Source organism: Salmonella sp. SAL00670, assembly GCF_046552235.1.
Lineage (GTDB): Bacteria > Pseudomonadota > Gammaproteobacteria > Enterobacterales > Enterobacteriaceae > Salmonella > Salmonella enterica.
Window position 1 is genome coordinate 964,810 of the sequence record NZ_JBGDUO010000001.1, and the last position, 24,645, is coordinate 989,454.

Below are 24,645 nucleotides of genomic sequence, written 5' to 3' on the forward strand. Positions count from 1 at the left end.
TCATACCCGGTGCAAAGTAATAGGGTTTTCTTGTAAGGAAATCTAATACAAGAGATTGATATCTCAGCAATGAGATCGTATTTCATCATGATAAAATGTGACCTGACTCCTAAATTTTTAGCGACAGACGGTGAGTATCCCCCCTGCCAATAAGCTCTTTTTTGTGCGGCGCCTCAAGGAAAATTTAAGTTGAGATAATTAAAACGTGTGCTTAATAAAGCGTAATTTTGAATTCCTTACATTCCTGGCTATTGCACAACTGAATTTATCGCTCTATTATTAGCTCAACAAACCACCCCAATATAAGTTTGAGATTACTACAATGAGCGAAGCACTTAAAATTCTGAACAACATCCGTACTCTTCGTGCGCAGGCAAGAGAATGTACTCTGGAAACGCTTGAAGAAATGCTGGAAAAATTAGAAGTTGTCGTTAATGAGCGTCGTGAAGAAGAAAGCGCTGCTGCTGCTGAAGTGGAAGAACGCACTCGTAAACTGCAACAGTATCGTGAAATGTTAATTGCCGACGGCATTGACCCGAATGAACTGCTGAATAGCATGGCTGCCGCTAAATCCGGTACCAAAGCTAAACGCGCAGCTCGTCCGGCTAAATATAGCTATGTTGACGAAAACGGTGAAACTAAAACCTGGACTGGCCAGGGTCGTACACCGGCTGTAATCAAAAAAGCAATGGAAGAACAAGGTAAGCAACTGGAAGATTTCCTGATCAAGGAATAATTTACTTCCTGGATGCTTAAAATCCCGCCGCTGGCGGGATTTTTTTTGCCTGAGTTCTCCGCTGACGACCCCAAGCATAAAAAAGCGCCGGATTTACCAGCGCTTCTGTTAAAAAATTTATAACGTATCGTTACTTCTTAATACCCATTTCTTCTTCAAGCCAGGCTTTAAATTCAGCACCCAGCGAATTATGACGGATGCCATATTCAACGAATGCCTGCATATATCCTAACTTATTACCACAGTCATGGCTTTTACCCTTCATGTGGTAGGCTTCAACCGTTTCTTTTTCGATCAGCATATCGATAGCATCGGTCAACTGAATTTCATCCCCGGCGCCCGGAGGGGTTTTCGCCAGCAACGCCCAGATATCCGCGCTCAACACATAACGCCCGACAATCGCAAGGTTAGACGGCGCGACATCCGCTTTTGGTTTTTCAACCACGCCAACCATCGGCACACTTTCGCCCGGCGCCAGCTCAACGCCTTTACAATCGACCACGCCGTATGCAGTCACATCTTCTACTGGCTCAACCATAATCTGGCTATTGCCGGTTTCATCGAAACGGCGGATCATTTCAGCCAGGTTATCCTGAGACAGGTCGGACTCATATTCGTCAAGAATAACGTCTGGCAGAATAACAGCGACAGGTTCGTTTCCGACAACGGGATGCGCGCACAATACGGCATGGCCCAGGCCTTTTGCCAGCCCTTGACGTACCTGCATAATAGTGACATGCGGAGGGCAAATAGACTGAACCTCCTCCAGAAGCTGACGCTTAACGCGTTTTTCCAGCATCGCTTCCAGCTCAAAACTGGTATCAAAGTGGTTTTCAATAGAGTTTTTAGACGAGTGCGTAACAAGCACGATTTCAGTAATGCCAGCAGCGATACATTCGTTCACGACGTACTGAATTAATGGCTTATCAACCAGCGGCAGCATCTCTTTCGGGATAGCTTTGGTCGCTGGCAGCATCCTGGTTCCCAATCCCGCGACCGGGATAACGGCTTTTTTGACTTTCGAATTAAGGGCAGCCATTTAAAATTCTCCTGGACTGTTCATGTATTGAACGTGTTCATTAATCTGTATCGTGTTCCAGTATATCAGTACCAGAACAAGCCTCAGGTCCAAAAAGGACTTATATTGGTATAATTAAGACAAATACTTATAAATCTGCCGCAGATAGTAACACTCGTCGGGAAAGGCCGGTAAAGCAATTTCCGCTCACTCTTCCGTTTGGTCATTCCGCAGACAACATCAATCGCAGACGCCCTCCTGCGCCCCATATTTGACACTGCCACGAGTCGCAACGCTGGCTTAATTGGTTAAGGTAGGCGTTACCCAATGTTCCTAGCGGCACGCCGCTGCTAATTTGAACCTGATGAGCGCCCGTATTTAAGGTGGCGTTCAATCCGGCGGAGACGAGAATCAAATTTTTGAGCTCACTGTGATAGTAGCCGACAAATAGCGGGAATTGCCCAGGTAAATTGGCTTGTCTGAGCAGATGATTTACCTGTTTTAATAGCGCGCCTAACTCCGGTAAACGGTGCTTTTGTTGGCCTAGCTGATCCTGCAATAAGCCGTTAAATAGCGCCCGCAGCAACAATGCGGCTAACACGCCGTTATCGCCCGCCCGGGTGACATCCAGGCAATAAAATGCCAGTTCGTTATCAGATAGCGGCGCAATATCCAGCACCAGTCCAGGCTGATTGGCGGAGACGAGCTGCCGGTAATTAATGCGGCAATGAGAAATCACCTGCTGTACCGGGGGCTGCAATTCCTGCAACAATTGCGCTGCGGCGGTCGGATTACTCACCATTGCATCCCAGTCACGAAACAGGCGTTCTTCTTCTTCAACCCGCGAGTTAAACATATTAGGGTATAAGCAAGCGAATACGGTTTCCCGCAAGCGGTTGAGATCTTTTACCGGCTTCAGCAAGACATCTTCAACCCCAAGGCGTAACGCTTTGGCGATATCCGCCATATTTTCTGTTGCGGAAATAACCAGAATAGGCGTCTGGTCTCCGCGATTACGTAAGTTTTCTACCAGTTTGAGACCGTTCATTCTCGGCATCGCGATATCACATATCATGAGATCAGGGGTAAAACGCCCCATCAACTCCAGGGCATCCACCCCGTCGCCTGCCAATGCCGTTGTCGCTCCCAAAGAGGAAAACCACGAATCCAGAAGCGAGCGAAATACAGGCTCGTCTTCAACAATAAGAATCTGTTTTCCGACCAATGGCTGCGTCATGTTCTCTCCCCTGACTGGCTTTAATCAATAGTGGCATGGTATTGCCGCTTGCGCCTGTCAGAATTTGCTTAAGTGATCGTAAAAGGTACATTAAACGTCGGTACGCACCAAGGGTATAAGTTCGTCCATCTTTTTCTCTACGGCTAACTGACCCGCCGCAATAGCGGCATGGGCGCGATGAAAATCCAGCGTAGAGATTTGCGGACAGAATGGTTGAATGAGAATATCAGGCGGATCGCCAGCCATACGGTTACGTTTAAGACGATTTTCCAACACCTGGATGGAGGTTGTCATGATTTCCATTGCCCCAGGCGAACTCACGCCACGGCGTGAAGTCAGGCTACTGAAACGTTCTTTTAAACGCTTATGCCAAGGCAGCGCATCATCGCTCTCTTCATTGATATTCCCGACATTTACAGAGAGCAAATCTTGCTGCATGAGGTGGGCATCATGTTGCAGATCTACCGCAATAACGATATCAGCCCCCAGCGCCCTGGTTAACGAAACAGGTACCGGATTAACGACTGCGCCATCTACCAGCCAGTAACCGTTATGTTCAACCGGAGACATCAGCCCTGGCATACTGCACGACGCGCGTACGGCAAGGTGTAGATCGCCTTCAGTAAACCATAGCTCTCGTCCCGTGCTAAGATTCGTCGCGACCGCGCCAAAACGTCTTGAACAGTGGTCAAAATCCGTGACGGGCATAATATCCCGATAGTGATTAAATACGCGTTCGCCGCGAAGCAACCCTCCTCTGCCCCAGGATACATCCATCAGGCGTAAAACATCCCAGTAGCGGAATGAACATACCCACTGTTCAAGCGCCGATAATTTATTACAGGCATACGCGGCGCCGACCAGCGAACCTATTGAGCATCCTGCAACGATATCAATATCAATGCCTGTTTGCTTGAGGGCTTTGATGACCCCAATATGAGACCATCCTCTCGCTGCGCCAGATCCCAGCGCCAGCCCTATTTTCATTTTTCTCATCGTACTTAACGACTTCCCCTGGCTTCAAGACGTAGCAACATCGCCACTGCTCAGTTAACATAATGCCACCCTGGCGTTCAACGCCGTTTTTTATATTCAGGGAGATTATTGTGTCTCAGCCTTGTCCCTGTGGTAGCGCTGACGAGTATAGCCTATGTTGTGGTCGTATTGTGTCCGGAGAACGAGTAGCACCCGATCCGTCACATCTCATGCGCTCTCGTTACTGCGCTTTTGTGATGAAAGACGCAGATTACTTAATTAAGAGCTGGCATCCAACCTGCAATGCGGCCACGTTTCGTGATGATATCATCGCCGGATTTGCCAATACCAGGTGGCTCGGCCTGACTATTTTTGAACATACCTGGTCAGAAGCAGAAAATACAGGGTATGTTAGTTTTATCGCGCGTTTTTCCGAACAAGGGAAAACCGGGGCGATTATCGAACGTTCTCGTTTTATCAAAGAAAACGGTCAGTGGTATTATATTGACGGTACCCGCCCGCAGTTGGGTCGAAATGATCCCTGCCCGTGCGGTTCAGGCAAAAAATTTAAAAAGTGCTGCGGCCAGTGACGCCTGACAGTATCGATACAGCAAACACTCTCAACAGGATTTTTCCGGCAATGCAATCACTACAACGTAAAGTTCTGCGTACTATTTGTCCCGATCAAAAAGGCCTTATCGCGCGGATTACCAACATTTGCTATAAGCACGAGCTTAATATTGTGCAAAACAATGAATTTGTGGACCATCGCACCGGACGCTTTTTTATGCGGACCGAGCTGGAAGGCATCTTCAATGATTCCACTCTTCTGGCCGATCTGGACAGCGCCTTACCGGAAGGCTCTGTTCGTGAACTCAATCCCGCCGGACGCCGTCGGGTAGTGATTCTGGTTACCAAAGAGGCGCATTGTCTGGGCGACCTGCTGATGAAAGCCAACTATGGCGGGCTGGATGTTGAAATCGCCGCGGTCATTGGCAACCATGAAACGTTACGCTCGCTGGTTGAACGTTTTGAGATCCCTTTCGAACTGGTCAGCCATGAGGGATTAACGCGTGAAGAGCATGACACGAAGATGGCGGACGCCATTGATGCCCATCAACCGGACTATGTGGTGCTGGCCAAGTATATGCGTGTTTTGACGCCAGGTTTTGTGGCGCGCTTCCCGAACAAAATTATCAATATCCACCACTCATTCCTGCCGGCGTTTATCGGCGCGCGCCCTTATCATCAGGCCTATGAGCGCGGCGTGAAAATCATCGGCGCTACCGCGCACTATGTAAATGATAATCTGGATGAAGGCCCAATCATTATGCAGGACGTGATTCATGTCGATCACACCTACACCGCAGAAGATATGATGCGTGCCGGGCGCGACGTTGAGAAAAACGTATTAAGCCGCGCGCTGTATCAGGTTCTGGCGCAGCGGGTCTTTGTTTACGGCAATCGGACGATTATTCTTTAATCGTCAGTAATATGAATTGATTAGCTTTAATCCGTTACGGATGAAAAGTACGCAAACAGTTCATTTCAGGCAAAGGAATGCTTTACAGCGGCGTGTCATTTGATATGATGCGCCCCGCTTCCCGAAAGGAAGCGGGCCAGTATTAAGCATTACCCCGTGGTGGGGTTCCCGAGCGGCCAAAGGGAGCAGACTGTAAATCTGCCGTCATCGACTTCGAAGGTTCGAATCCTTCCCCCACCACCATTATTCACTACAGCGATGTAGTTAACTCGATGAGCAATGCAGAAGTTTGCACTTGTCGGGGAAGGGTGAGAACCTTCGATTAAGGTTCGACTCGAGCGAAAGAACGTTGCCAACGGTAACGGCCCGTAGGGTGAGGAGTGAAGCGACGAATAATCCTTCCCCCACCACCATCTTCAAGCTTTACCTACAATTTGAATTACCCCTGGTGGGGTTCCCGAGCGGCCAAAGGGAGCAGACTGTAAATCTGCCGTCATCGACTTCGAAGGTTCGAATCCTTCCCCCACCACCATCACTTCCGTCGCGTATCTTATCCCCGTTAAGCATAGTGTCTCATATCTCTCTGTACGGGAAGGATGAGAAGCTTCTACCAGGGTTCGATTCGAGCGCAGCGAGAAAGCGTTGCCGCAGGCAACGGCCCGAAGGGCGAAGCGCGCAGCGCTGAGTAATCTCTCCCCCACCACCATCACTCCATAAAGTACCAATTTCAAATCAATCAGCACTGCCCCGTATCCTTACCCCACAGGCAGACTTCACACCATGGCGCCATGGCTTATTGGTTATCTTATCAATACTTCTTCCTGGCAATCTTTTTCGCCTCCTTTGACTGGTTGATTTTTCGCCTGATGAGATCAAAGGCGGCATATGTCTCGCTAAGTTGATCTGGGGTGAGCGTTCCCTTGAGTCGGTTTCTTTCGGCAATGAGCGCTGAACAATCATCCTTAGATTTTTCCGTATATATACTTGCCATGTAATACCAAATATAGGCCTGCTTATTATCTTTAGGCACACCCTGGCGCCCATGAGCATAAATTTCCCCAGGCGCTAATTGTGCCGGAGTAAACCCCTGCTCTGCCGCTTTAAGGTACCACTTCAGCGCATTCCGGCTATTTTCAGGCACGCCTCTTCCCGTGCTATATGCCACGCCAAGCTGATATTGCGCTTTCGCAAAATCCTGTTTTGCTGCTTTTCGATACCATGCGATAGCCTGTCTGTCGCTTTGCGCGACGCCGCGACCAAATGCAGACATGATGCCCAGATGCGTTTGCGCAGCAGGCAGCCCCTGGCGAGCGGCTTTGCGATACCACGCCAGCGCCTGTTGGTAGTCCTGAGAAACGCCCTCACCCTGCATAAACATCACGCCGATCGCATCCTGCGCCTCGGCCAATCCCTGCGCTGCGGCTCTGCGATACCACTCCAGCGCCAGATTGTGATCTTTCAATAAGTGATAACCGTTGTAATACCATACGCCAAAATTGTACTGTACCTTTGCCATCACGCGTTGCGCTGTTTTTCGATACCACGTCTGAGAGTGAACCCGGTCAGCGGGATGCGCTTTATCATAGAGCGCATTCAGCGGAATGTGGCCTGGCGTATAGCTGCCTGGTATACCTTCATTAAGCCAGTAAACTGCCTGACGATAATCCTGAGGCACGCCTTCACCATAAAAATAGGCAACACCGAGATAAAGTTGCGCGGGGTAGTACATATTTTCCGCCGCTTTACGCATCAAGATCGCCGTTTGCTGATAATCCTGAGGAACGCCCTGACCGTGGGCGTACATTACTCCAAGCTTAAATTGTGCTGACGAAGCTGAACCCTGGCCGCGGACAGCGCCCGCATCATTGGTTGGAGAGGCGGCTTTTCGATACCACTCCAGCGCTAGCTGGGTATTTTGGGGAAACCCATCGCCATACATATAGGCGTCACCGAGGATTTCTTGCGTACTACTATCCCCTAGCTCTGCCGCCTTGCGATACCACTCCAGCGCTTTTTGTCGACTAAGTGGAAAATTTTCACCATAGTTGTAATGATAGCCAAGGATAAAATAGGAAAAATCAGAACCTTGTTTACCCGCTTTCTCCAGCCATTTTATGGCTAGTTTATAATCAGGCTTAACGTATCGCCCCTCCGCATACCAGCTTCCAAGCGAGAACTGCGCGCTTTCATCTCCTTGTTCCGCTTTTTGCTCTAATTCCTGAACGTACTGGCATTCTTCTGAGTCGGGGGGATAGCGCTCCTCGCAGACAGCAGCGTGAGCCATTTTTGAAATAAATATATTTAATATTATTATTTTGAAAATTGATGAAAAACGCATACAACTATCCTTATTGTCGTTTATGGCGTGATTATATGCTGCATCATCCTTTTTCTGCTTACAAAAAACTCGTACAGATGCTGAATAAACCCAAAAACAAAGAGTCCGGATTCAGATGCCAGACATGGCAGATCCGCTGTAAACGAAACAAGGCGGCGGTCGATAAGGCATTTATGCCGCACTCCGGCAAACAGCCATAAAAAAACTCCGCCGAAGCGGAGTTTAGGGCATCGAGAGAAAATCAGTGACGTGCACGAACAATCTGGTATTTGCGGGTCAGATACTCGACCGGCACGCTCCAGATATGCACCAGGCGCGAGAAGGGGAACAACAGGAACAGCGTCATCCCCAGTACCAGGTGCATACGGAAGATAAAGGCCACACCGTCCAGATGTGCTGATGCGCCACCGTGGAAGGTCACAACTGACTGCGCCCACCCGACCAGCTTCATCATTTCACTCCCGTCCATATGCTGGGCGGAGAACGGAATGGTCAGCAGACCCAGCGCGCACTGAATCACCAGCAATGAGAGAATCAAAATATCTGCGCCGGTAGTGGTGGCGCGGACACGTGGGCTGAACAGACGACGCTTGAGCAGTAAAATACCGCCAACCAGCGTCAGCACTCCGCAGGCGCCGCCGGCAATCATCGCCATCTTCTGCTTCACGTCGACCGGCAGAAAAGCTTCATACATCCAGTGCGGCGTTAACATGCCCAGGAAGTGACCGGCGAAAATACCCAGAATCCCAATGTGGAACAGGTTTGACGCCAGGTTCATTCCTTTGCGATCCAGCATCTGACTGGAAGCCGCCCGCCAGGTGTACTGGCCGTAGTCGTAACGTAACCAGCTACCGATCAGAAATACCGATCCGGCAATGTACGGGTAGATATCAAAGAAGAACATATTCAGGAAGTGCATTAGTGCTGTCCTCCGGTGGTGATATTCAGATATTGCGGTGCCACGGCCCCGGCAAAACGACGCTGGTGAGCGGAGATTTCCGACTCGCCACACCCTTGATCGGCGAAGAATTTCACCTGCTCTTCTTCCCAGACCGCATCCAACGCCTGTGGGGTATCATCACGTGCTTCATTCGCAATTTTTTCAGCCACTTTGTCGCTGTCGATAACGGTATTCGCCAGTTTTAACAGCAGATCGAACAGCACCGCATAACGGCTGTCACGCTGTTGCAAACGTGCGCTGAGCAGCGCCAGAATCGGCGCGATATCCTGTAACCCCCCTAACGCTTCGCTTTTCGGCAATTGCGCAAGGTATTCCAGATACAGCGGCAGATGATCGGGAAGTTCGCGGCTGTCGAGCTGCAAACCGTGCTGCTCATACTGTGCCATCAGGTCAACCATCGCCTGACCGCGATCGCGGGACTCCCCGTGAACATGTTCAAACAGCAGCAGTGATGTGGCGCGACCACGGTCAAACAGTTCACTGTAGGCGGCCTGTACATCCAGCAGGTCCTGCGCGGTTAAATCGCGCAGGAAAACGCCCAGAGTCTGGGCATCCTCTTTATCCAGGTTCTCAGATGACGCGAGCGCATCGAACAACTCCTGCTGATGCTGCCACAGGGCAGCATCCGGGTACTCGAGCAGACGCGAAACAATGACGAGTTCAATCATGCGTGCGGCTCCGTTTTGCTGGTCACATCAACAGCGTCGATGCGGCGGCTGTTGAACAGATTGAATTTGGTATCAGACCCGTGGCAACCATCGCCGAAGGTAAAGCCACAACCGCTTTTCTCCGGGAATGCGTCACGCGCCAGTTCACGATGGCTGCTCGGTACCACAAAGCGATCTTCATAATTAGCAATCGCCAGGTAACGATACATTTCCTGCGCCTGGGCTTCGCTTAAACCCACCTCTTCCAGCGCGCGGGTATCCACTTTACCGTCTACGGTTTCCGCACGTTTGTAGTGACGCATCGCCAGCATCCGTTTCAGCGCCAACAGTACCGGCTGGGTGTCGCCAGCGGTCAACAGGTTCGCCAGGTACTGCACCGGGATACGCAGACTGTCTACATCCGGCAGAATACCGTTGCTGCCAAGTTCGCCCGCGTCGGCGGCAGACTGAATCGGTGACAAAGGCGGCACGTACCAGACCATCGGCAGCGTGCGGTATTCCGGATGCAGCGGCAGCGCCAGCTTCCAGTCCATCGCCATTTTGTACACTGGCGATTGCTGCGCCGCATCGATCACGCTCTGCGGCACGCCGTCCTTCAGCGCCTGCTCAATGACAGCCGGATCGTTCGGATCGAGGAACACGTCCAGTTGACGCTGGTACAGATCTTTTTCGTTTTCCGTACTGGCGGCGCTTTCAATGGCATCGGCGTCATACAGCAGTACGCCAAGATAACGGATACGGCCCACGCAGGTTTCCGAGCAAACAGTCGGCTGACCCGCTTCAATACGCGGATAGCAGAAGATGCATTTTTCAGATTTGCCGCTCTTCCAGTTGAAGTAGATCTTCTTGTACGGGCAGCCGGTAATACACATCCGCCAGCCGCGGCACTTGTCCTGGTCGATCAGCACAATGCCGTCTTCTTCACGCTTGTAGATGGCACCGCTTGGGCAGGTCGCCACGCACGCCGGATTGAGGCAGTGCTCGCACAGGCGCGGCAAGTACATCATGAAGGTGTTTTCGAACTGGCCGTACATCGCCTTCTGCATGTTTTCGAAGTTCTGGTCTTTGGCGCGTTTTTCGAACTCGCCGCCCAGAATCTCTTCCCAGTTTGGCCCGCTGGTAATTTTGTCCATCCGCTGGCCGGTAATCAGCGAGCGCGGACGCGCGATCGGCTGATGTTTGCTGCCTTCCGGCGCGGTATGCAGGTTCTGGTAGTCGTAATCAAACGGCTCGTAGTAGTCGTCGATGCCCGGCAGATGCGGGTTAGCGAAGATTTTACCCAGCAGCAGCGCCCGGTTGCCCATGCGCGGCTGTAGTTTGCCGTTGATTTTGCGGATCCAGCCGCCTTTCCATTTTTCCTGATTTTCCCAGTCATTCGGAAAACCAACGCCAGGCTTACTTTCTACGTTGTTGAACCACGCGTATTCCATACCTTCGCGACTGGTCCAGACGTTTTTACAGGTGACTGAACAGGTATGACAGCCGATGCACTTATCGAGATTCAGCACCATGCCGACTTGTGAACGAATTTTCATTTTACGCTCTCCTGTACCTGGTCATTGCCTTCGCCATCCAACCAGTTAATGTTCTTCATCTTACGTACCACCACAAACTCATCGCGGTTGGAGCCGACGGTACCGTAGTAGTTAAAGCCGTAGGCTAACTGCGCATAGCCGCCGATCATATGGGTCGGTTTCGGCGTAATGCGCGTCACCGAGTTATGAATACCGCCGCGCTGCTGGGTAATTTCCGACCCCGGCAGGTTTACGATACGTTCCTGCGCGTGGTACATCATGGTCATGCCCGCCGGTACACGCTGGCTGACCACTGCGCGTGCGGTCAATGCGCCGTTGCTGTTGAAGACTTCGATCCAGTCGTTATCTTCAATGCCCAGATCTTTGGCGTCGGTTTCGCTCATCCATACAATCGGGCCGCCACGCGACAAGGTCAGCATCAACAGGTTATCGCTGTAGGTCGAGTGGATACCCCATTTCTGGTGCGGCGTCAGGAAGTTGAGCGCCTTCTCCGGATTACCGTTGGATTTACGCCCCATCACCGCTTTCACCGAGCGGGTGTCGATCGGTGGGCGATACACCAGCAGACTTTCGCCGAAGTCGCGCATCCATTGGTGATCCTGATACAACTGTTGGCGACCAGACAGCGTACGCCATGGGATCAGCTCGTGAACGTTGGTATAACCGGCGTTATAAGAAACGTGCTCATCTTCCAGACCAGACCAGGTCGGGCTGGAGATAATTTTGCGCGGCTGGGCCTGAATATCGCGGAAGCGGATTTTCTCTTCTTCTTTATTAGTTGCCAGATGCGTATGGTCGCGACCGGTAAACTCGCTCAGCGCCGCCCAGGCTTTCACCGCCACCTGACCGTTGGTTTCCGGCGCTAACGTCAGGATCATCTCTGCCGCGTCAATCGCCGTGTTGAGCATCGGCTGGCCTTTCGCCGGACCGTCCGCTTTGGTGTAATTAAGCTTACGCAGCAAGTCCATTTCGCTCTGTGTGTTCCAGGCAATCCCTTTCCCGCCGTTGCCGATTTTCTCCATCAGCGGGCCGATAGAGGTAAAGCGTTCGTAAGTCGCCGGGTAATCGCGCTCGACGGTCATGATGTGCGGCGCGGTTTTCCCTGGAATCAGATCGCATTCGCCTTTTTTCCAGTCTTTCACGTCCAGCGGCTGCGCCAGTTCAGCGGCAGAATCGTGCTGGATCGGCAGCGTCACGACGTCAGTCTCTTTACCCAGGTGGCCTACACAGACTTCGGAGAATTTCTTCGCAATGCCTTTGTAGATTTCCCAGTCGCTTTTCGATTCCCAGGCCGGATCTACGGCGGCAGACAGCGGATGAATAAACGGATGCATATCCGAGGTATTCATATCGTCTTTTTCATACCAGGTCGCCGTCGGCAGTACGATATCGGAGTACAGGCAGGTGCTCGACAGGCGGAAATCCAGCGTCACCACCAGATCCAGTTTGCCGTCCAGGCCATTGTCACGCCACTCCACTTCTTCCGGCTTCACTCCGCCCTGTTTACCCAGATCCAGCCCCTGAATACCATGCTCAGTACCCAGCAGATATTTCAGCATATACTCATGGCCCTTACCGGAAGACCCAAGCAGGTTAGAACGCCAGATGAACAGGTTACGCGGGTGGTTTTTACCGTTTTCCGGCTGCTCGGCGGCAAAGCGAATCGAACCCTCTTTCAGGGATTTGACGGTATAATCTACCGGCGTCATACCGGCTTTTTCCGCTTCACGCGCAATATACAGCGGGTTAGTGCCTAACTGCGGCGCCGACGGCAACCAGCCCATACGCTCGGCGCGCACATTGAAGTCAATCAGATGACCGCTATAGCGGGATTTGTCCGCCATCGGCGACAGTAACTCCTCGGCGGTCACCGTCTCGTAGCGCCACTGGCTGGAGTGGTTATAGAAGTAAGAGGTGCTATTCATGTGACGCGCCGGACGCTGCCAGTCAAGGGCAAACGCCAGCGGCTGCCAGCCGGTCTGCGGACGCAGTTTTTCCTGGCCGACGTAGTGCGCCCAACCGCCGCCGCTCTGACCAACGCAACCACAGAACACCAACATATTGATCAGCCCGCGATAGTTCATATCGAGGTGATACCAGTGGTTCAGACCGGCGCCAACGATAATCATTGAACGCCCGTGCGTTTTGTCCGCGTTATCGGCGAACTCCCGTGCGATACGGATGATCTGCGCCCGCGGCACGCCGGTGATCTGCTCGGCCCATGCTGGCGTATACGCTTTGGTATCATCATAACTGGCGGCACAATTTTCATCGTTCAGGCCGCGTTCCAGACCATAGTTCGCCATGGTCAGGTCATACACGGTGGTGACTAACGCTGAAGAACCATCGGCCAGTTGCAGACGTTTTGCCGGCAGTTTATGCAGCAGGACGTTATCCAGCGCCACATGATTAAAGTACTCTGAACCCTCGCCGCCGAAATACGGGAAGCCCACGTCAGCAATCTCATCCTGGCTGCCCAGCAAGCTGAGCTGCAATTCAGTTTCTGCACCGGTAGTCCCGTCGCGCTGTTCGAGGTTCCATTTGCCTTTTTCGCCCCAGCGGAAACCAATTGAACCGTTTGGCGCCACCATTTCACCGTTGCTGTTGATAGCGACGGTTTTCCATTCCGGGTTATTTTCCTGCCCCAGCGAATCAACGAGATCGGCAGCGCGCAGCATACGACCTGCGGCATAATAACCATCACGCTCTTCAAGCATCACCAGCATTGGCATGTCGGTATAGCGACGGACATAATCGGTGAAGTACTGGCGCGGGTTGTCGAGGTGGAACTCGCGCAGCATGACGTGGCCCATCGCCAGCGCCATCGCCGCATCGGTCCCCTGCTTCGGTGCCAGCCACAGATCGCACAGTTTGGCGATTTCAGCATAGTCCGGCGTCACCGCGACGGTTTTGGTGCCTTTGTAACGTACTTCGGTAAAGAAGTGGGCATCCGGCGTACGGGTTTGCGGCACGTTAGAGCCCCAGGCGATAATATAGCTGGAGTTGTACCAGTCAGCGGATTCCGGCACGTCGGTCTGCTCGCCCCAGGTTTGCGGGGAGGCTGGCGGCAGGTCGCAGTACCAGTCGTAGAAGCTCAGGCAGGTACCGCCAATCAGCGAAAGATAACGTGCGCCGGAAGCGTAGGAGACCATCGACATCGCCGGAATGGGTGAGAAGCCCGCGACGCGGTCAGGACCATAGGTTTTCACGGTGTACACGTTGGAGGCGGCGATCAGCTCGTTCACTTCCTGCCATGAGGAGCGAACAAAGCCGCCACGACCACGCGCCTGTTTGAAGCTTTTGGCTTTATCGGCATCTTCAATAATGGAGGCCCATGCCTCTACCGGATCGCGATGCAGTTTTTTCGCCTCGCGCCACATCTTCATCAGACGTTTGCGCATTAGCGGATATTTCAGTCGGTTAGCGCTGTAGAGATACCAGGAGTAACTTGCCCCGCGCGGGCAGCCGCGAGGTTCATGGTTTGGCATATCAGGACGGGTGCGCGGGTAATCGGTTTGCTGTGTTTCCCAAGTCACCAGACCATTTTTGACATAAATTTTCCAGCTACAAGAACCGGTGCAGTTCACCCCATGGGTTGAGCGCACAATTTTGTCATGCTGCCAACGTTGGCGGTATCCGTCCTCCCAGTCCCGGTTTGTTTCGAGAAGCTGGCCGTGCCCATCGGCAAAGGTTTCGCCCTTCTGCTTGAAGTAGCGAAACCGGTCCAGGAATTTACTCATCGGGTTTCTCCTGTGTGGAACCTTACGGCTCTCTGATAAATCGACATTGCTTAACTAAGGGCGAAGGTAACGCGCTGAATGGGCGTGAGAATTGATAACGATCAAGGCGGACAGGGATGCAAATGGCGCGCAAACCTCCTGCATACTCCTTTTGGAGGAGGAGTTTTATTTATATATCTTACTGATTTAATTACATAAAATTAAATTTACGCACGACATGAATGTTAAATTTTCAACAAGTGGGTATTAAGGGGTATCCCCCTGGATGACCGATAAAAATGTGCGTGGTCAGCCCTGTCGCGCCTCTCTTCTTGATTATAAGTATGTTGTAACTAAATGCGGGTAAAAAAAAGCGCGGTCTAACGCCGCGCAAAGGATAATCAAAAGTTACTTTTTATTTTTAGAATGACGTCCATATACCGCCCAGGTAATAACGACGCAGGCGATATAGAAAATAAGAAAGACTTTCATCGCGCCGACTGGCGAACCGGTTAAGGCTAAAGATGAACCAAACGCTTTCGGAATAAAAAAGCCGCCAATCGCGCCAATCGCGGAAATAAAGCCCAGCGCCGCCGCCGTATCGGTCGCCGCTTCACGCATGGCTCTTTCGTCCGACCCGCCTTCCGCTTTTACCCGGTCCATCGTCAGTTTACGGAAGATAACGGAGATCATCTGGAAGGTAGAACCACTCCCCAACCCAGCCGTCAGGAACAGCGCCAGAAATACCCCGTAGAACGCGATAAAGCTACCGCCAACGCCGCCAGTAGGTAATGTCAGGAACAGCAGACCGCTGAAAATCGCCATCAGGACAAAGTTGATAAGCGTGACGCGAGTCCCCCCCAGACGGTCAGAAATTGCGCCGCCTGCCGAACGCGCCAGCGCGCCGATAAACGGACCGAAAAACGCATAATGCAGGATCTGCACATCCGGGAATTGCGTTTTAGACAGCATAGCGAACCCCGCGGAGAAACCGATAAACGATCCGAAGGTCGCCAGATACAGCAGACTCATGATCCACAGATGACCACGTTTGAGCACCGGCAGTTGCTCTTTTAGCGAGGCCTTAGACGTCGCCAGTTCGTTCATGCCGAACCACGCCGCCAGCGTAAAAATGGCCAGGAAAGGCACCCAAATCCAGGCTGCGTTCGCCAGATAGAGCTGAGAACCGTCCGGCTGCTCTACACCGTGGCTGCCAAAGGCGGCAAAGATAGAGAGCGAAACCACCAGCGGCGCAACCAGCTGCATCACGCTCACGCCCATATTGCCCAGACCGCCGTTCAGACCCAGCGCGCCGCCCTGCTTTTGTTTAGGAAAGAAAAAGCTGATGTTCGCCATACTGGAGGCAAAGTTCGCGCCGGCAAAACCACACAGCAAGGAAATAATAATGAAAGTGCTAAATGGCGTACTGGTATCCTGAACCGCAAAGCCTAACCATACGCAGGGCACGATGAGGATACCGGTACTGAACGCTGTCCAGCGACGTCCGCCAAATAGCGGCACCATAAAGGAGTAAGGCACCCGTAGCAGCGCGCCGGAAACAGATGGCAGCGCAGTCAACATAAAGAGCTGATCGGTCGTAAAATTAAATCCCACTTTCGGCAGGTTCACCGCCACTGCGCTGAATAGCATCCAGACGCAAAACGCCAGCAGTAAACACGGGACAGAAATCCACAAATTACGGCTGGCGACACGATGGCCGCGCTGCTGCCAGAATGCCGGATCTTCCGGACGCCATTCCGTGATAACAGCGCCAGTTGCCCTTTCCGGGGCGGATGAGTGACTCATAGACACCTCTGATTCTTGATTTGATGTCTGCCACATTAGGGTTTACTGCCGAAGGTAAGTTGATATAAATCAAAGGAAAAGTCGTCATCACCGGCGACTAAAAATAGTTATTACCCTTAATGAGTAGGCTATTTTGGTAAAAAAGCTGTGGTTTTTCACCATGCTGTGTCTGTCTACTCCTTCCCGTCGCAGATACCTCTCTACGGCGGCAATTAAGGAGTAACTCGTTATAGGTATGGGTATACTCCGCTGTATCGTTGAGAATAGCGGCACAGCCGATTGACGCCCCTCTTTTTTGCTACGTTTTTTCGGCGACATTACCCCGAAGAAAGAAGGTAACATGTTTAAACGGTGTTTCTCTCCTCTTACGCTGGTTAACCAACTGGCGCTGATTGTCATGCTCTCTACCGCTATCGGCGTGGCGGGGATGGCGGTTTCCGGCTGGCTGGTTCAGGGCGTGCAGGGTAGCGCTCATGCGATTAATAAAGCGGGCTCATTGCGTATGCAAAGCTATCGACTACTGGCCGCTGTCCCGCTGGATGCTAAAGATCAAAAGCTGCTGGATGAGATGGAGCAAACGGCATTCAGCCCGGAACTGACCCGCGCCGCTGAGCGAGACGGGCAGCAAAAGCAGCTTAAAGCGTTGCAGGATTACTGGCATAACGAACTCTCGCCAGGACTACAGCACGCGCAAAACGCGCACGCGGTCGCAGAAGATGTCACGCGCTTTGTGGCGGGCCTGGATCGCCTGGTGACGTCGTTCGACCATACTACTGAATTGCGTATCGAACGCGTGGTATTAGTTCACCGGGTAATGGCGATCTTTATGGCGCTATTGCTGGTATTTACGATTATCTGGCTACGTGTTCGCCTTTTGCAGCCCTGGAAACAGTTATTATCAATGGCGCGCGCCGTCAGTCAGCGCGACTTTACCCAACGTGCCAATATCAGTGGACGCAATGAGATGGCCGCGTTGGGTTCTGCGCTCAATAATATGTCTGAAGAGCTGGCCGAAAGTTATGCGGTACTGGAACAGCGCGTACAGGAAAAAACAGCCGGTCTGGAACATAAAAACCAGATTCTCTCGTTTTTGTGGCAAGCCAACCGCCGACTGCATTCACAGGCTCCGCTATGTGAACGTCTTTCACCGGTACTGAATGGCCTGCAAAATTTAACCCAGTTGCATGATATTGAGCTGCGAGTCTATGACCTGGAAGATGAAGATAATCATCAGGAATTTACCTGTCAGTCGGACATCAGTTGCGATGATAAAGGCTGCCACCTTTGCCCACGTAGCGCCCTGCCGATGATTAACGGCGGCACCACCTTAAAATGGCGGCTCACCGACTCTCACACCCAATACGGTATTTTGCTGGCGACGCTGCCCTATGGACGCCATCTCAGCCACGATCAGCAACAGTTGGTGGACACGCTGGTTGAACAGCTTACCGCGACTCTGGCGCTCGACAGGCATCAGGAGCGCCAGCAGCAGTTGATTGTCATGGAAGAGCGTGCCACCATTGCCCGCGAACTGCATGATTCTATTGCCCAGTCGCTCTCTTGTATGAAGATGCAGGTGAGCTGCCTGCAAATGCAGGGCGACGTGTTACCGGAAAGCAGCCGTGAGTTACTCAGCCAAATTCGCAATGAGCTGAACTGCTCCTGGGCGCAACTGCGCGAACTGTTAACCACTTTCCGCTTACAGTTGACGGAACCCGGGCTACGTCCGGCGCTGGAAGCAAGCTGCCAGGAGTTCAGCGCCCGGTTTGGCTTTACGGTAAAACTGGATTATCAGCTTCCCCCCCGCCTGGTGCCGTCACACCAGGCGATACACCTGTTGCAAATTGCCAGGGAAGCCCTCAGCAACGCCCTTAAACACTCTCATGCCGACGATGTGGTGGTGACAGTGACGCAATGTGGCAAACAGGTCAAACTAAAAGTGCAGGATAATGGCTGCGGCGTCCCGGAAAACGCCGAACGCAGTAATCACTACGGCATGATCATCATGCGCGATCGGGCGCAAAGTTTGCGCGGCGATTGCCAGGTACGCCGACGCGAGACTGGCGGAACAGAGGTCACTGTTACTTTTATTCCAGAAACAAACTTCACAGAAACCCAGGGAGATACCCATGAATAATCAGGAACCGGCAACCATCCTGTTAATCGACGACCATCCGATGCTACGCACGGGTGTAAAGCAGCTTGTGAGTATGGCGCCCGATATCAGCGTGGTCGGAGAAGCCAGCAACGGTGAGCAGGGTATTGACCTGGCGGAATCGCTCGATCCCGATCTGATCCTCCTTGATTTGAATATGCCGGGAATGAATGGTCTCGAAACGCTGGATAAATTACGCGAAAAAGCGCTGTCAGGACGTATTGTCGTTTTCAGCGTATCCAACCATGAAGAAGATGTCGTCACGGCGCTAAAGCGCGGCGCGGATGGTTATCTGTTGAAAGACATGGAGCCGGAGGACTTGCTCAAAGCGTTACAACAGGCCGCCGCCGGCGAAATGGTATTAAGTGAAGCGTTAACGCCGGTACTGGCGGCCAGCCTGCGGGCCAACCGCGCCACCACCGATCGCGATGTAACGCAACTCACCCCGCGTGAGCGCGATATTCTGAAGCTCATTGCGCAGGGATTGCCAAATAAGATGATTGCCCGACGTCTGGATATCACCGAAAGTACGGTCAAAGTGCACGTGAAACATATGCTCAAGAAAATGAAGCTGAAATCGCGCGTGGAGGCCGCCGTCTGGGTACATCAGGAACGTATCTTTTAATTATTGCTCCTGGAACGGTTGCCAATGCGGATTATCGTCCGGCATCGTGATAAACGGCTCAGTCAGCGCGAGCGTGATCTCATTGGAAGAGACACGCTGACCTTTTTCATCCTCAACCACCACCGATAAACGCCAGCGATTTGCCGCGCCTTCGCGGTGATCCCAGGCCGGCATAATGATTGTCCAGCCCTCGGTACTGCGGGTGTCCGTTCCTGCCGTCAAACTTAATGCCTGTGTATCGCCCTGCCAGCTCAAATGACGAATACCGTGCACGCTGCGCACCTGCAATTTTAACGCAACCGTCTCACCAGGCGTAAGATCCCAGGGCGGCGTCGCCAGAAAAACCGTTAACGTTTTACGCTGCCGATACTCCATTGTCGGCAGCGAGTTACGTTGCGGCGTATCATAGCGGCTACCGCGTAATGACTGGCTTTGCGCCACTTCACTGGCGGCAAGCTGCTTTTTGAGCGGCACGCCGAAGCGGTAGTTAAGCGTCAGCCCCAGGTTATTTTGACTGACCCCGCTCTCGCCCTGTTTGTGCTGGGCGGTCATGGTAAGCAAAGGTACTGGCGTATAGTTGAGACCCAGTTTTAACGCGACAGGATTGTGATACCCCGTTCCGGAGTCAAACAGATCCACGCTATCGCCAAAGTACTGCTCCAGACTAACGCTGGTATTGATATGCTGGTAAAACGGCAGGCGCATTTGCGCGTTGATATCATACCCGCGCGCCATTCGCTGTTCTAAGGTCGCCGTATGCGTCTGCCAGTCGGCAAAAGGCTGATAATAGTTGGCGGATAAACGCAAATATTCTCCCCACGCCTCCGCGCCAAAGCCGGCACGCTGTAGATTTTCATCCAGCAGATTATCGTAAAAGGTATTATAGCCAAGAAGCCAGCCATCCTGCGCCCAGCGCTGTCCTACGCCAATGTTGCTTACCAGTCCGTCAGTCTGTTGCGTAAGACCAAGCTGGCTCCAGGTCAGATAGCGCTGTTTATCCTGTAAAGGGATAAACCAGCTTCCGCGACTGCCGTTAAAATGACCTTCGTTATCGACGTTAATATCCACGCTGGCGCTGCCCCAGGCTGATAGCCAGCTTTCAAGCTGCTGGTTAACCTGCTCGCTGACCACATCGCGTACCTGTCCGAAAGCGAATTGCCGCGCCTGTTCACCAGTATCCAGATCGTTATTTTTCATGCTGGCTTCGCCAAACGCTTTGGCCATCTCGGCAAAATGCTTTTCCCCTTCGTGGGATTCCGGCATCATGCCTAAATCCGGCAGATGGTTTTGATCGAAAGGGTCTTGCGCCTGCGCACGGATCGTACCGCTGGCAGTCAGCAAGAGAAGCGAGAGTGAGAATGAACGAAAAACAATACGGCTCAACGTGTCGGCAACTTCTACAACAAAAGATAAGAGGAATGGCATCAGAGTAAACCATAACGTGTCCGGACAGGTTTTGCAGCCTTTTCTCGTGCTTCCAGGAATATCCTTATTTTTTCCGCAGAGCGTCCCAGGATTTTCTCCACGCATTTGGCGGTACCCGGTTCCCGAGGTAACATAACGCCATTGCCGACAAAATTTCTCGAGGAGAAGGGTTATTCATGCAAAATATCGTCATTATCGCTAACGGCGCCGCCTACGGCAGCGAATCATTATTTAATAGCCTGCGTCTGGCCATTGCGCTGCGCGAGCAGGAAAGCCATCTCAATTTACGCCTGTTTTTGATGTCAGATGCCGTAACCGCAGGGTTACGCGGTCAAAAACCAGCCGAAGGCTACAATATTCAGCAAATGCTGGAAATTCTGACCGCGCAAAACGTACCGGTAAAATTATGCAAAACCTGTGCGGACGGACGTGGTATCACTCCCCTGCCGCTGATTGACGGTGTGGAAATCGGAACGCTGGTCGAGCTGGCGCAATGGACGCTGGCGGCGGACAAAGTGCTGACATTTTGAATCTGTACGCGGGAAAAGCTCCCGCGTCAGGATAGACTTCCGGCAAGAAAATCAGGCTAACACGTGAGTAATACCGCGTTTATTTTTTCTTATGCCATTTATCATCCTCGCCTTTTTCATAATCGTTTTTAACCGCCGCCCAGGCGACTTTGTGTGCGGTTTCCTCGCGACTGGCGTCATCACGACGATCGGCTTTATCTTTATATTGCTCCCAGGCGCTATTAAACGCTTCTTTGTAAATGTCCTGGGCATGGGCTGGAAGAACATTCCGCACATTATCGGGTAAATCACTTTTGGCTTTATACGGCATCCGCACCTCCGTCTTCAGGGAAAACATTAAGTGTGGTAAACAATGCGTTATTACGCCAGTCGAGGAGGATTTTTGCTTTTTACGGAAATTAACTTTTTGTTATTTAAACACTGTTAAAACAAGATCGTTGTTTTACTGACCTTGAAAGAAAAAAATCGTCTACGCCGTAAAACTACGTAAAAAACCACTAAAAAAATACAAATTTCTGCTATTTTTACCTTCTCTACTCTTTCCAAAATATTAACACCTGCACAAGGGAGACCCTCATGACGCATGCCTGTGAGGCGGTGAAAACCCGCCATAAGGAGACTTCGCTTATTTTCCCGGTTCTTGCGCTGGTAGTGCTGTTCCTTTGGGGAAGCAGCCAGTCACTACCAGTGGTTATTGGCATCAATATCCTTGCACTTATTGGTATTTTAAGCAGCGCATTTAGCGTGGTCCGTCATGCCGATGTATTAGCGCACCGACTCGGCGAACCCTACGGATCGCTTATTTTAAGCCTGTCCGTCGTTATTCTTGAGGTGAGTTTAATTTCAGCGCTGATGGCTACCGGCGATGCTGCGCCAACGCTTATGCGCGATACGCTCTACTCTATTATTATGATTGTCACCGGGGGACTGGTCGGTTTCTCGTTGTTGTTGGGCGGGCGTAAATTCGCAACGCAATATATGAATTTATTTGGGATTAAGCAGTATCTTATCGCGCTGTTTCCGCTGGCGATTATTGTGCTGGTTTTTCCAATGGCATTGCCGCAAGCCAATTTCTCTACCGGTCAGGCATTATTGGTCGCGTTAATTTCCGCCGCGATGTACGGCGTATTTTTGTTGATTCAAACCAAAACGCACCAGAGCTTATTTATCTATGAACATGAAGATGAAGGCGATGATGACAATCCACACCACGGTAAACCCTCCGCGCACAGTAGCGGCTGGCATACGGTCTGGTTACTCATTCATTTAATTGCGGTCATTGCCGTTACCAAAATGAATGCCAGCCCGCTGGAGGCGTTGCTGACCAGCATGAACGCCCCGGTCGCCTTTACCGGTTTCCTGGTCGCGCTGTTAATTCTCTCGCCGGAAGGACTGGGCGCGCTGAAGGCGGTACTGAATAATCAGGTTCAGCGGGCAATGAATCTGTTCTTCGGATCGGTGTTGGCGACGATTTCATTAACCGTGCCGGTCGTCACGCTCATCGCCTGGGCAACAGGTAATGATCTGGTGTTTGGTTTAGGCGCGCCGGAAATGGTAGTGATGGTGGCCTCGTTAGTGCTGTGCCATATTTCGTTCTCTACCGGACGCACCAATGTGCTAAACGGCGCGGCACATCTGGCTTTATTTGCCGCCTATCTGATGACGATTTTTGCCTGATATAAAAAAGCCGGATAGTATCTTATCCGGCCTACACAAGCTAAAAACCGCAATCAGTTCTCGGTATCCAGCTCGTCGAAGCTTTTCACCAAATCATCAATCGCTTTTATCTGGGTCAGGAACTGCTCCAGTTTCGCCAGCGGCAGCGCGGAAGGACCGTCGCACTTCGCATTAGCCGGGTCCGGATGCGACTCCAGGAACAGGCCCGCCAGACCGACAGCCATACCGGCGCGCGCCAGCTCGGTCACCTGGCCTCGACGACCGCCAGAGGCGGCGCCAAATGGGTCGCGGCATTGCAGCGCATGGGTAACATCGAAAATCACCGGCGAGTTGCCGGAAACCTTTTTCATCACGCTAAAGCCCAGCATATCCACCACCAGGTTGTCATAGCCGAAGTTCGCGCCGCGGTCGCATAGAATCACCTTATCGTTACCGCCCTCATGGAACTTATCCACAATATTGCCCATCTGACCCGGGCTTACGAACTGCGGCTTTTTCACGTTAATCACAGCGCCGGTTTTCGCCATCGCTTCCACCAGGTCGGTCTGGCGCGCCAGAAACGCCGGGAGCTGAATCACGTCAACCACATCAGCAACAGGCTGCGCCTGGCTGGCTTCATGGACGTCAGTGATCACTTTTACGCCAAATGTCTGCTTGAGTTCCTGGAAGATTTTCATCCCTTCTTCCAGACCCGGCCCACGGTAAGAGTGAATAGAGGAACGGTTGGCTTTATCAAAAGAGGCCTTGAACACGTAAGGAATACCCAGCTTCTGGGTAACGGTTACGTAGTGCTCACAAATGCGCATTGCCAGATCGCGTGACTCCAGCACGTTCATACCGCCAAACAGCACAAACGGCAGGTCATTTGCCACCTTAATGTCGCCAATGTTAACCACTTTTTGTTTCATAGGATCGCCTTACACTTATAGGTAAAATGTCGGTTAATTAATGTAGAACAATTTGCTTGTGCGCAATGGTGTTGATCTGCGCACGAATCATTTCGCTGATCGGGTCTTCCGGACACTGTTCAACGAAGTAGCTTAAATCAGTCAGCGCAACGTGTTCACACTCAAGCTGCGCGTAGATCAACCCGCGGTCACGGATTTCGTAAGGATCTTCCGGGTTAAATTGCAACAATGCTTCGCTAACGCGTAGCGCCAGCTCCATTTGCCGTTCCTCCATCAGAGAGGATTTCAGCGTATCCAGTAGCTTACGAATCACTTCGGCGTTATCCGCTTCGTCCAAATCTTCGTTAAACAACTCGGCGACCGGACTAATATTGCCTTTTAACCAGACTTCCAGAGTATGTTCATCAAGCGTTTCACCGTTGAACGGGTTAATCAGCCACATTTCCCCTTCCAGCGATTCAATACGCAAAATCAGTTGCGTTGGGAAGATAACGGGCACCAACGGCAAATCAAGACGGTTTGCTATCCATAATAAAATAGCGCCCAACGATACCGCGCTCCCCTGGCGTTTTTTCAGGACTTTATCGAGCCATAAAGCATCAGAAAGACGGTAGACGCCGCGGGAGTCCGTGAACCCCCACTCGCCGTAAAAAAGTGCCAGCAATTTTTCCAGTTGCTCATCCTGAGACAGGAGCTGGCTAATTTCTTCCTGCGCCAGACTGACCAGACGTTCCAGTTCGTCGTAGACAAACTGCGTGGGAAAATCCAGGCGAATCATCTCTGATGCCAGGATCATGCCATCACACAGCGGCGCATTGTTAAATTCGAAATCAGCTAACGACCTCATGA

Annotated in this window: 20 protein-coding genes, 2 tRNA genes and 2 other RNA genes; 11 read left to right on the forward strand and 13 right to left on the reverse strand. The window is 51.9% G+C overall.

What is annotated here, in order from left to right; translation table 11 throughout:
• The first annotated feature begins 322 nt into the window (after positions 1 to 322).
• Positions 323 to 736 (forward strand): histone-like nucleoid-structuring protein H-NS, encoded by a 414-nt coding sequence (gene hns / locus ACLJRS_RS04810; RefSeq protein WP_001287383.1) that lies wholly within the window; start codon positions 323 to 325, stop codon positions 734 to 736.
• 130 nt (positions 737 to 866) lie between these two features.
• Here hns and galU read toward each other — a convergent pair whose 3' ends face one another.
• The 3 genes from galU to rssA form a co-directional block, all read right to left on the reverse strand.
• Entirely contained in the window at positions 867 to 1,775 is a 909-nt protein-coding gene (gene galU, locus ACLJRS_RS04815) for a UTP--glucose-1-phosphate uridylyltransferase GalU (RefSeq protein ID WP_000729450.1), read from the reverse strand.
• Between the two features lie 202 nt (positions 1,776 to 1,977).
• Positions 1,978 to 2,991, reverse strand: a complete 1,014-nt coding sequence (rssB, locus tag ACLJRS_RS04820; protein WP_000193434.1) for a two-component system response regulator RssB — start codon at positions 2,989 to 2,991, stop codon at positions 1,978 to 1,980.
• 90 nt (positions 2,992 to 3,081) lie between these two features.
• Positions 3,082 to 3,987 carry a patatin-like phospholipase RssA gene (gene rssA / locus ACLJRS_RS04825; RefSeq protein ID WP_001230575.1) on the reverse strand — a complete coding sequence of 302 codons (906 nt, stop codon included), beginning with the start codon at positions 3,985 to 3,987 and terminating at the stop codon, positions 3,082 to 3,084.
• A 110-nt stretch (positions 3,988 to 4,097) separates the two neighbouring features.
• On the opposite strand from rssA, the gene ACLJRS_RS04830 reads away from it, so the two are divergent.
• The 6 genes from ACLJRS_RS04830 to ACLJRS_RS04855 all read left to right on the forward strand — a co-directional run bounded on the left by ACLJRS_RS04830 (position 4,098) and on the right by ACLJRS_RS04855 (position 6,155).
• Positions 4,098 to 4,556, forward strand: a complete 459-nt coding sequence (locus ACLJRS_RS04830) for a YchJ family protein (protein ID WP_001750077.1) — start codon at positions 4,098 to 4,100, stop codon at positions 4,554 to 4,556.
• Positions 4,557 to 4,606: 50 nt separating this feature from the next.
• Positions 4,607 to 5,449, forward strand: coding sequence for a formyltetrahydrofolate deformylase (purU, locus tag ACLJRS_RS04835; protein WP_001191156.1), 843 nt, complete (start codon positions 4,607 to 4,609; stop codon positions 5,447 to 5,449).
• A gap of 158 nt (positions 5,450 to 5,607) precedes the next feature.
• Positions 5,608 to 5,692 (forward strand) — tRNA-Tyr (locus ACLJRS_RS04840).
• 44 nt (positions 5,693 to 5,736) lie between these two features.
• Positions 5,737 to 5,862: non-coding RNA, RtT sRNA (locus ACLJRS_RS04845), on the forward strand.
• A 34-nt stretch (positions 5,863 to 5,896) separates the two neighbouring features.
• Positions 5,897 to 5,981, forward strand: a tRNA-Tyr gene (locus ACLJRS_RS04850).
• A gap of 43 nt (positions 5,982 to 6,024) precedes the next feature.
• Positions 6,025 to 6,155, forward strand: a non-coding RNA gene (locus tag ACLJRS_RS04855) — RtT sRNA.
• Positions 6,156 to 6,257: 102 nt separating this feature from the next.
• On the opposite strand, the gene ACLJRS_RS04860 is transcribed toward ACLJRS_RS04855, so the two are convergent.
• The 6 genes from ACLJRS_RS04860 to narK all read right to left on the reverse strand — a co-directional run bounded on the left by ACLJRS_RS04860 (position 6,258) and on the right by narK (position 16,476).
• Positions 6,258 to 7,787 (reverse strand): tetratricopeptide repeat protein, encoded by a 1,530-nt coding sequence (locus tag ACLJRS_RS04860; RefSeq protein ID WP_410957756.1) that lies wholly within the window; start codon positions 7,785 to 7,787, stop codon positions 6,258 to 6,260.
• A 241-nt stretch (positions 7,788 to 8,028) separates the two neighbouring features.
• On the reverse strand, positions 8,029 to 8,706 hold the full coding sequence (gene narI, locus ACLJRS_RS04865) for a respiratory nitrate reductase subunit gamma (RefSeq protein WP_000545594.1): 678 nt from the start codon (positions 8,704 to 8,706) through the stop codon (positions 8,029 to 8,031).
• The gene (gene narJ / locus ACLJRS_RS04870) at positions 8,706 to 9,416 is read right to left on the reverse strand and encodes a nitrate reductase molybdenum cofactor assembly chaperone (protein ID WP_000571667.1); all 711 of its coding nucleotides are present in this window, start codon (positions 9,414 to 9,416) and stop codon (positions 8,706 to 8,708) included. The genes narI and narJ overlap by 1 nt, the downstream gene beginning before the upstream one ends.
• Entirely contained in the window at positions 9,413 to 10,951 is a 1,539-nt protein-coding gene (narH, locus tag ACLJRS_RS04875) for a nitrate reductase subunit beta (protein ID WP_000702615.1), read from the reverse strand. Before narH ends, narJ begins: the two co-directional genes overlap by 4 nt.
• Positions 10,948 to 14,691 (reverse strand): nitrate reductase subunit alpha, encoded by a 3,744-nt coding sequence (locus ACLJRS_RS04880; RefSeq protein WP_000032881.1) that lies wholly within the window; start codon positions 14,689 to 14,691, stop codon positions 10,948 to 10,950. The genes narH and ACLJRS_RS04880 overlap by 4 nt, the downstream gene beginning before the upstream one ends.
• A 387-nt stretch (positions 14,692 to 15,078) precedes the next feature.
• On the reverse strand, positions 15,079 to 16,476 hold the full coding sequence (gene narK / locus ACLJRS_RS04885; RefSeq protein ID WP_000019848.1) for a nitrate transporter NarK: 1,398 nt from the start codon (positions 16,474 to 16,476) through the stop codon (positions 15,079 to 15,081).
• A 340-nt stretch (positions 16,477 to 16,816) separates the two neighbouring features.
• Between narK and narX the strand changes: the two genes are divergently transcribed.
• Positions 16,817 to 18,613: a nitrate/nitrite two-component system sensor histidine kinase NarX gene (narX, locus tag ACLJRS_RS04890; RefSeq protein ID WP_000476244.1), complete on the forward strand. Its 1,797-nt coding sequence runs from the start codon at positions 16,817 to 16,819 to the stop codon at positions 18,611 to 18,613.
• The gene (gene narL / locus ACLJRS_RS04895) at positions 18,606 to 19,256 is read left to right on the forward strand and encodes a two-component system response regulator NarL (protein WP_001064598.1); all 651 of its coding nucleotides are present in this window, start codon (positions 18,606 to 18,608) and stop codon (positions 19,254 to 19,256) included. The genes narX and narL overlap by 8 nt, the downstream gene beginning before the upstream one ends.
• Here narL and ACLJRS_RS04900 read toward each other — a convergent pair whose 3' ends face one another.
• On the reverse strand, positions 19,257 to 20,681 hold the full coding sequence (locus tag ACLJRS_RS04900; protein WP_024131625.1) for a YchO/YchP family invasin: 1,425 nt from the start codon (positions 20,679 to 20,681) through the stop codon (positions 19,257 to 19,259). It lies immediately after the preceding gene.
• A gap of 176 nt (positions 20,682 to 20,857) precedes the next feature.
• Between ACLJRS_RS04900 and ACLJRS_RS04905 the strand changes: the two genes are divergently transcribed.
• Entirely contained in the window at positions 20,858 to 21,211 is a 354-nt protein-coding gene (locus ACLJRS_RS04905) for a DsrE/DsrF/TusD sulfur relay family protein (protein WP_001179795.1), read from the forward strand.
• A gap of 79 nt (positions 21,212 to 21,290) precedes the next feature.
• Here the strand turns inward: ACLJRS_RS04905 and chaB are convergent, their stop codons facing one another.
• On the reverse strand, positions 21,291 to 21,521 hold the full coding sequence (gene chaB / locus ACLJRS_RS04910) for a putative cation transport regulator ChaB (RefSeq protein WP_001146392.1): 231 nt from the start codon (positions 21,519 to 21,521) through the stop codon (positions 21,291 to 21,293).
• Between the two features lie 266 nt (positions 21,522 to 21,787).
• On the opposite strand from chaB, the gene chaA reads away from it, so the two are divergent.
• Entirely contained in the window at positions 21,788 to 22,888 is a 1,101-nt protein-coding gene (gene chaA / locus ACLJRS_RS04915) for a sodium-potassium/proton antiporter ChaA (RefSeq protein WP_000148418.1), read from the forward strand.
• Between the two features lie 53 nt (positions 22,889 to 22,941).
• On the opposite strand, the gene kdsA is transcribed toward chaA, so the two are convergent.
• Positions 22,942 to 23,796, reverse strand: a complete 855-nt coding sequence (gene kdsA / locus ACLJRS_RS04920) for a 3-deoxy-8-phosphooctulonate synthase (protein WP_000811046.1) — start codon at positions 23,794 to 23,796, stop codon at positions 22,942 to 22,944.
• 37 nt (positions 23,797 to 23,833) lie between these two features.
• Positions 23,834 to 24,643: an invasion regulator SirB1 gene (gene sirB1 / locus ACLJRS_RS04925; RefSeq protein ID WP_001257065.1), complete on the reverse strand. Its 810-nt coding sequence runs from the start codon at positions 24,641 to 24,643 to the stop codon at positions 23,834 to 23,836.
• Positions 24,644 to 24,645: the final 2 nt, after the last annotated feature.

Coding starts and splice junctions, on each gene's coding strand:
- hns (WP_001287383.1), top strand. CDS start 323: ATGAGCGAAGCACTTAAAATTCTGAACAACATCCGTACTCTTCGTGCG.
- galU (WP_000729450.1), bottom strand. CDS start 1,775: ATGGCTGCCCTTAATTCGAAAGTCAAAAAAGCCGTTATCCCGGTCGCG.
- rssB (WP_000193434.1), bottom strand. CDS start 2,991: ATGACGCAGCCATTGGTCGGAAAACAGATTCTTATTGTTGAAGACGAG.
- rssA (WP_001230575.1), bottom strand. CDS start 3,987: ATGAGAAAAATGAAAATAGGGCTGGCGCTGGGATCTGGCGCAGCGAGA.
- purU (WP_001191156.1), top strand. CDS start 4,607: ATGCAATCACTACAACGTAAAGTTCTGCGTACTATTTGTCCCGATCAA.
- ACLJRS_RS04860 (WP_410957756.1), bottom strand. CDS start 7,787: ATGCGTTTTTCATCAATTTTCAAAATAATAATATTAAATATATTTATT.
- narI (WP_000545594.1), bottom strand. CDS start 8,706: ATGCACTTCCTGAATATGTTCTTCTTTGATATCTACCCGTACATTGCC.
- narJ (WP_000571667.1), bottom strand. CDS start 9,416: ATGATTGAACTCGTCATTGTTTCGCGTCTGCTCGAGTACCCGGATGCT.
- narH (WP_000702615.1), bottom strand. CDS start 10,951: ATGAAAATTCGTTCACAAGTCGGCATGGTGCTGAATCTCGATAAGTGC.
- ACLJRS_RS04880 (WP_000032881.1), bottom strand. CDS start 14,691: ATGAGTAAATTCCTGGACCGGTTTCGCTACTTCAAGCAGAAGGGCGAA.
- narK (WP_000019848.1), bottom strand. CDS start 16,476: ATGAGTCACTCATCCGCCCCGGAAAGGGCAACTGGCGCTGTTATCACG.
- narX (WP_000476244.1), top strand. CDS start 16,817: ATGTTTAAACGGTGTTTCTCTCCTCTTACGCTGGTTAACCAACTGGCG.
- narL (WP_001064598.1), top strand. CDS start 18,606: ATGAATAATCAGGAACCGGCAACCATCCTGTTAATCGACGACCATCCG.
- ACLJRS_RS04900 (WP_024131625.1), bottom strand. CDS start 20,681: ATGCCATTCCTCTTATCTTTTGTTGTAGAAGTTGCCGACACGTTGAGC.
- ACLJRS_RS04905 (WP_001179795.1), top strand. CDS start 20,858: ATGCAAAATATCGTCATTATCGCTAACGGCGCCGCCTACGGCAGCGAA.
- chaB (WP_001146392.1), bottom strand. CDS start 21,521: ATGCCGTATAAAGCCAAAAGTGATTTACCCGATAATGTGCGGAATGTT.
- chaA (WP_000148418.1), top strand. CDS start 21,788: ATGACGCATGCCTGTGAGGCGGTGAAAACCCGCCATAAGGAGACTTCG.
- kdsA (WP_000811046.1), bottom strand. CDS start 23,796: ATGAAACAAAAAGTGGTTAACATTGGCGACATTAAGGTGGCAAATGAC.
- sirB1 (WP_001257065.1), bottom strand. CDS start 24,643: ATGAGGTCGTTAGCTGATTTCGAATTTAACAATGCGCCGCTGTGTGAT.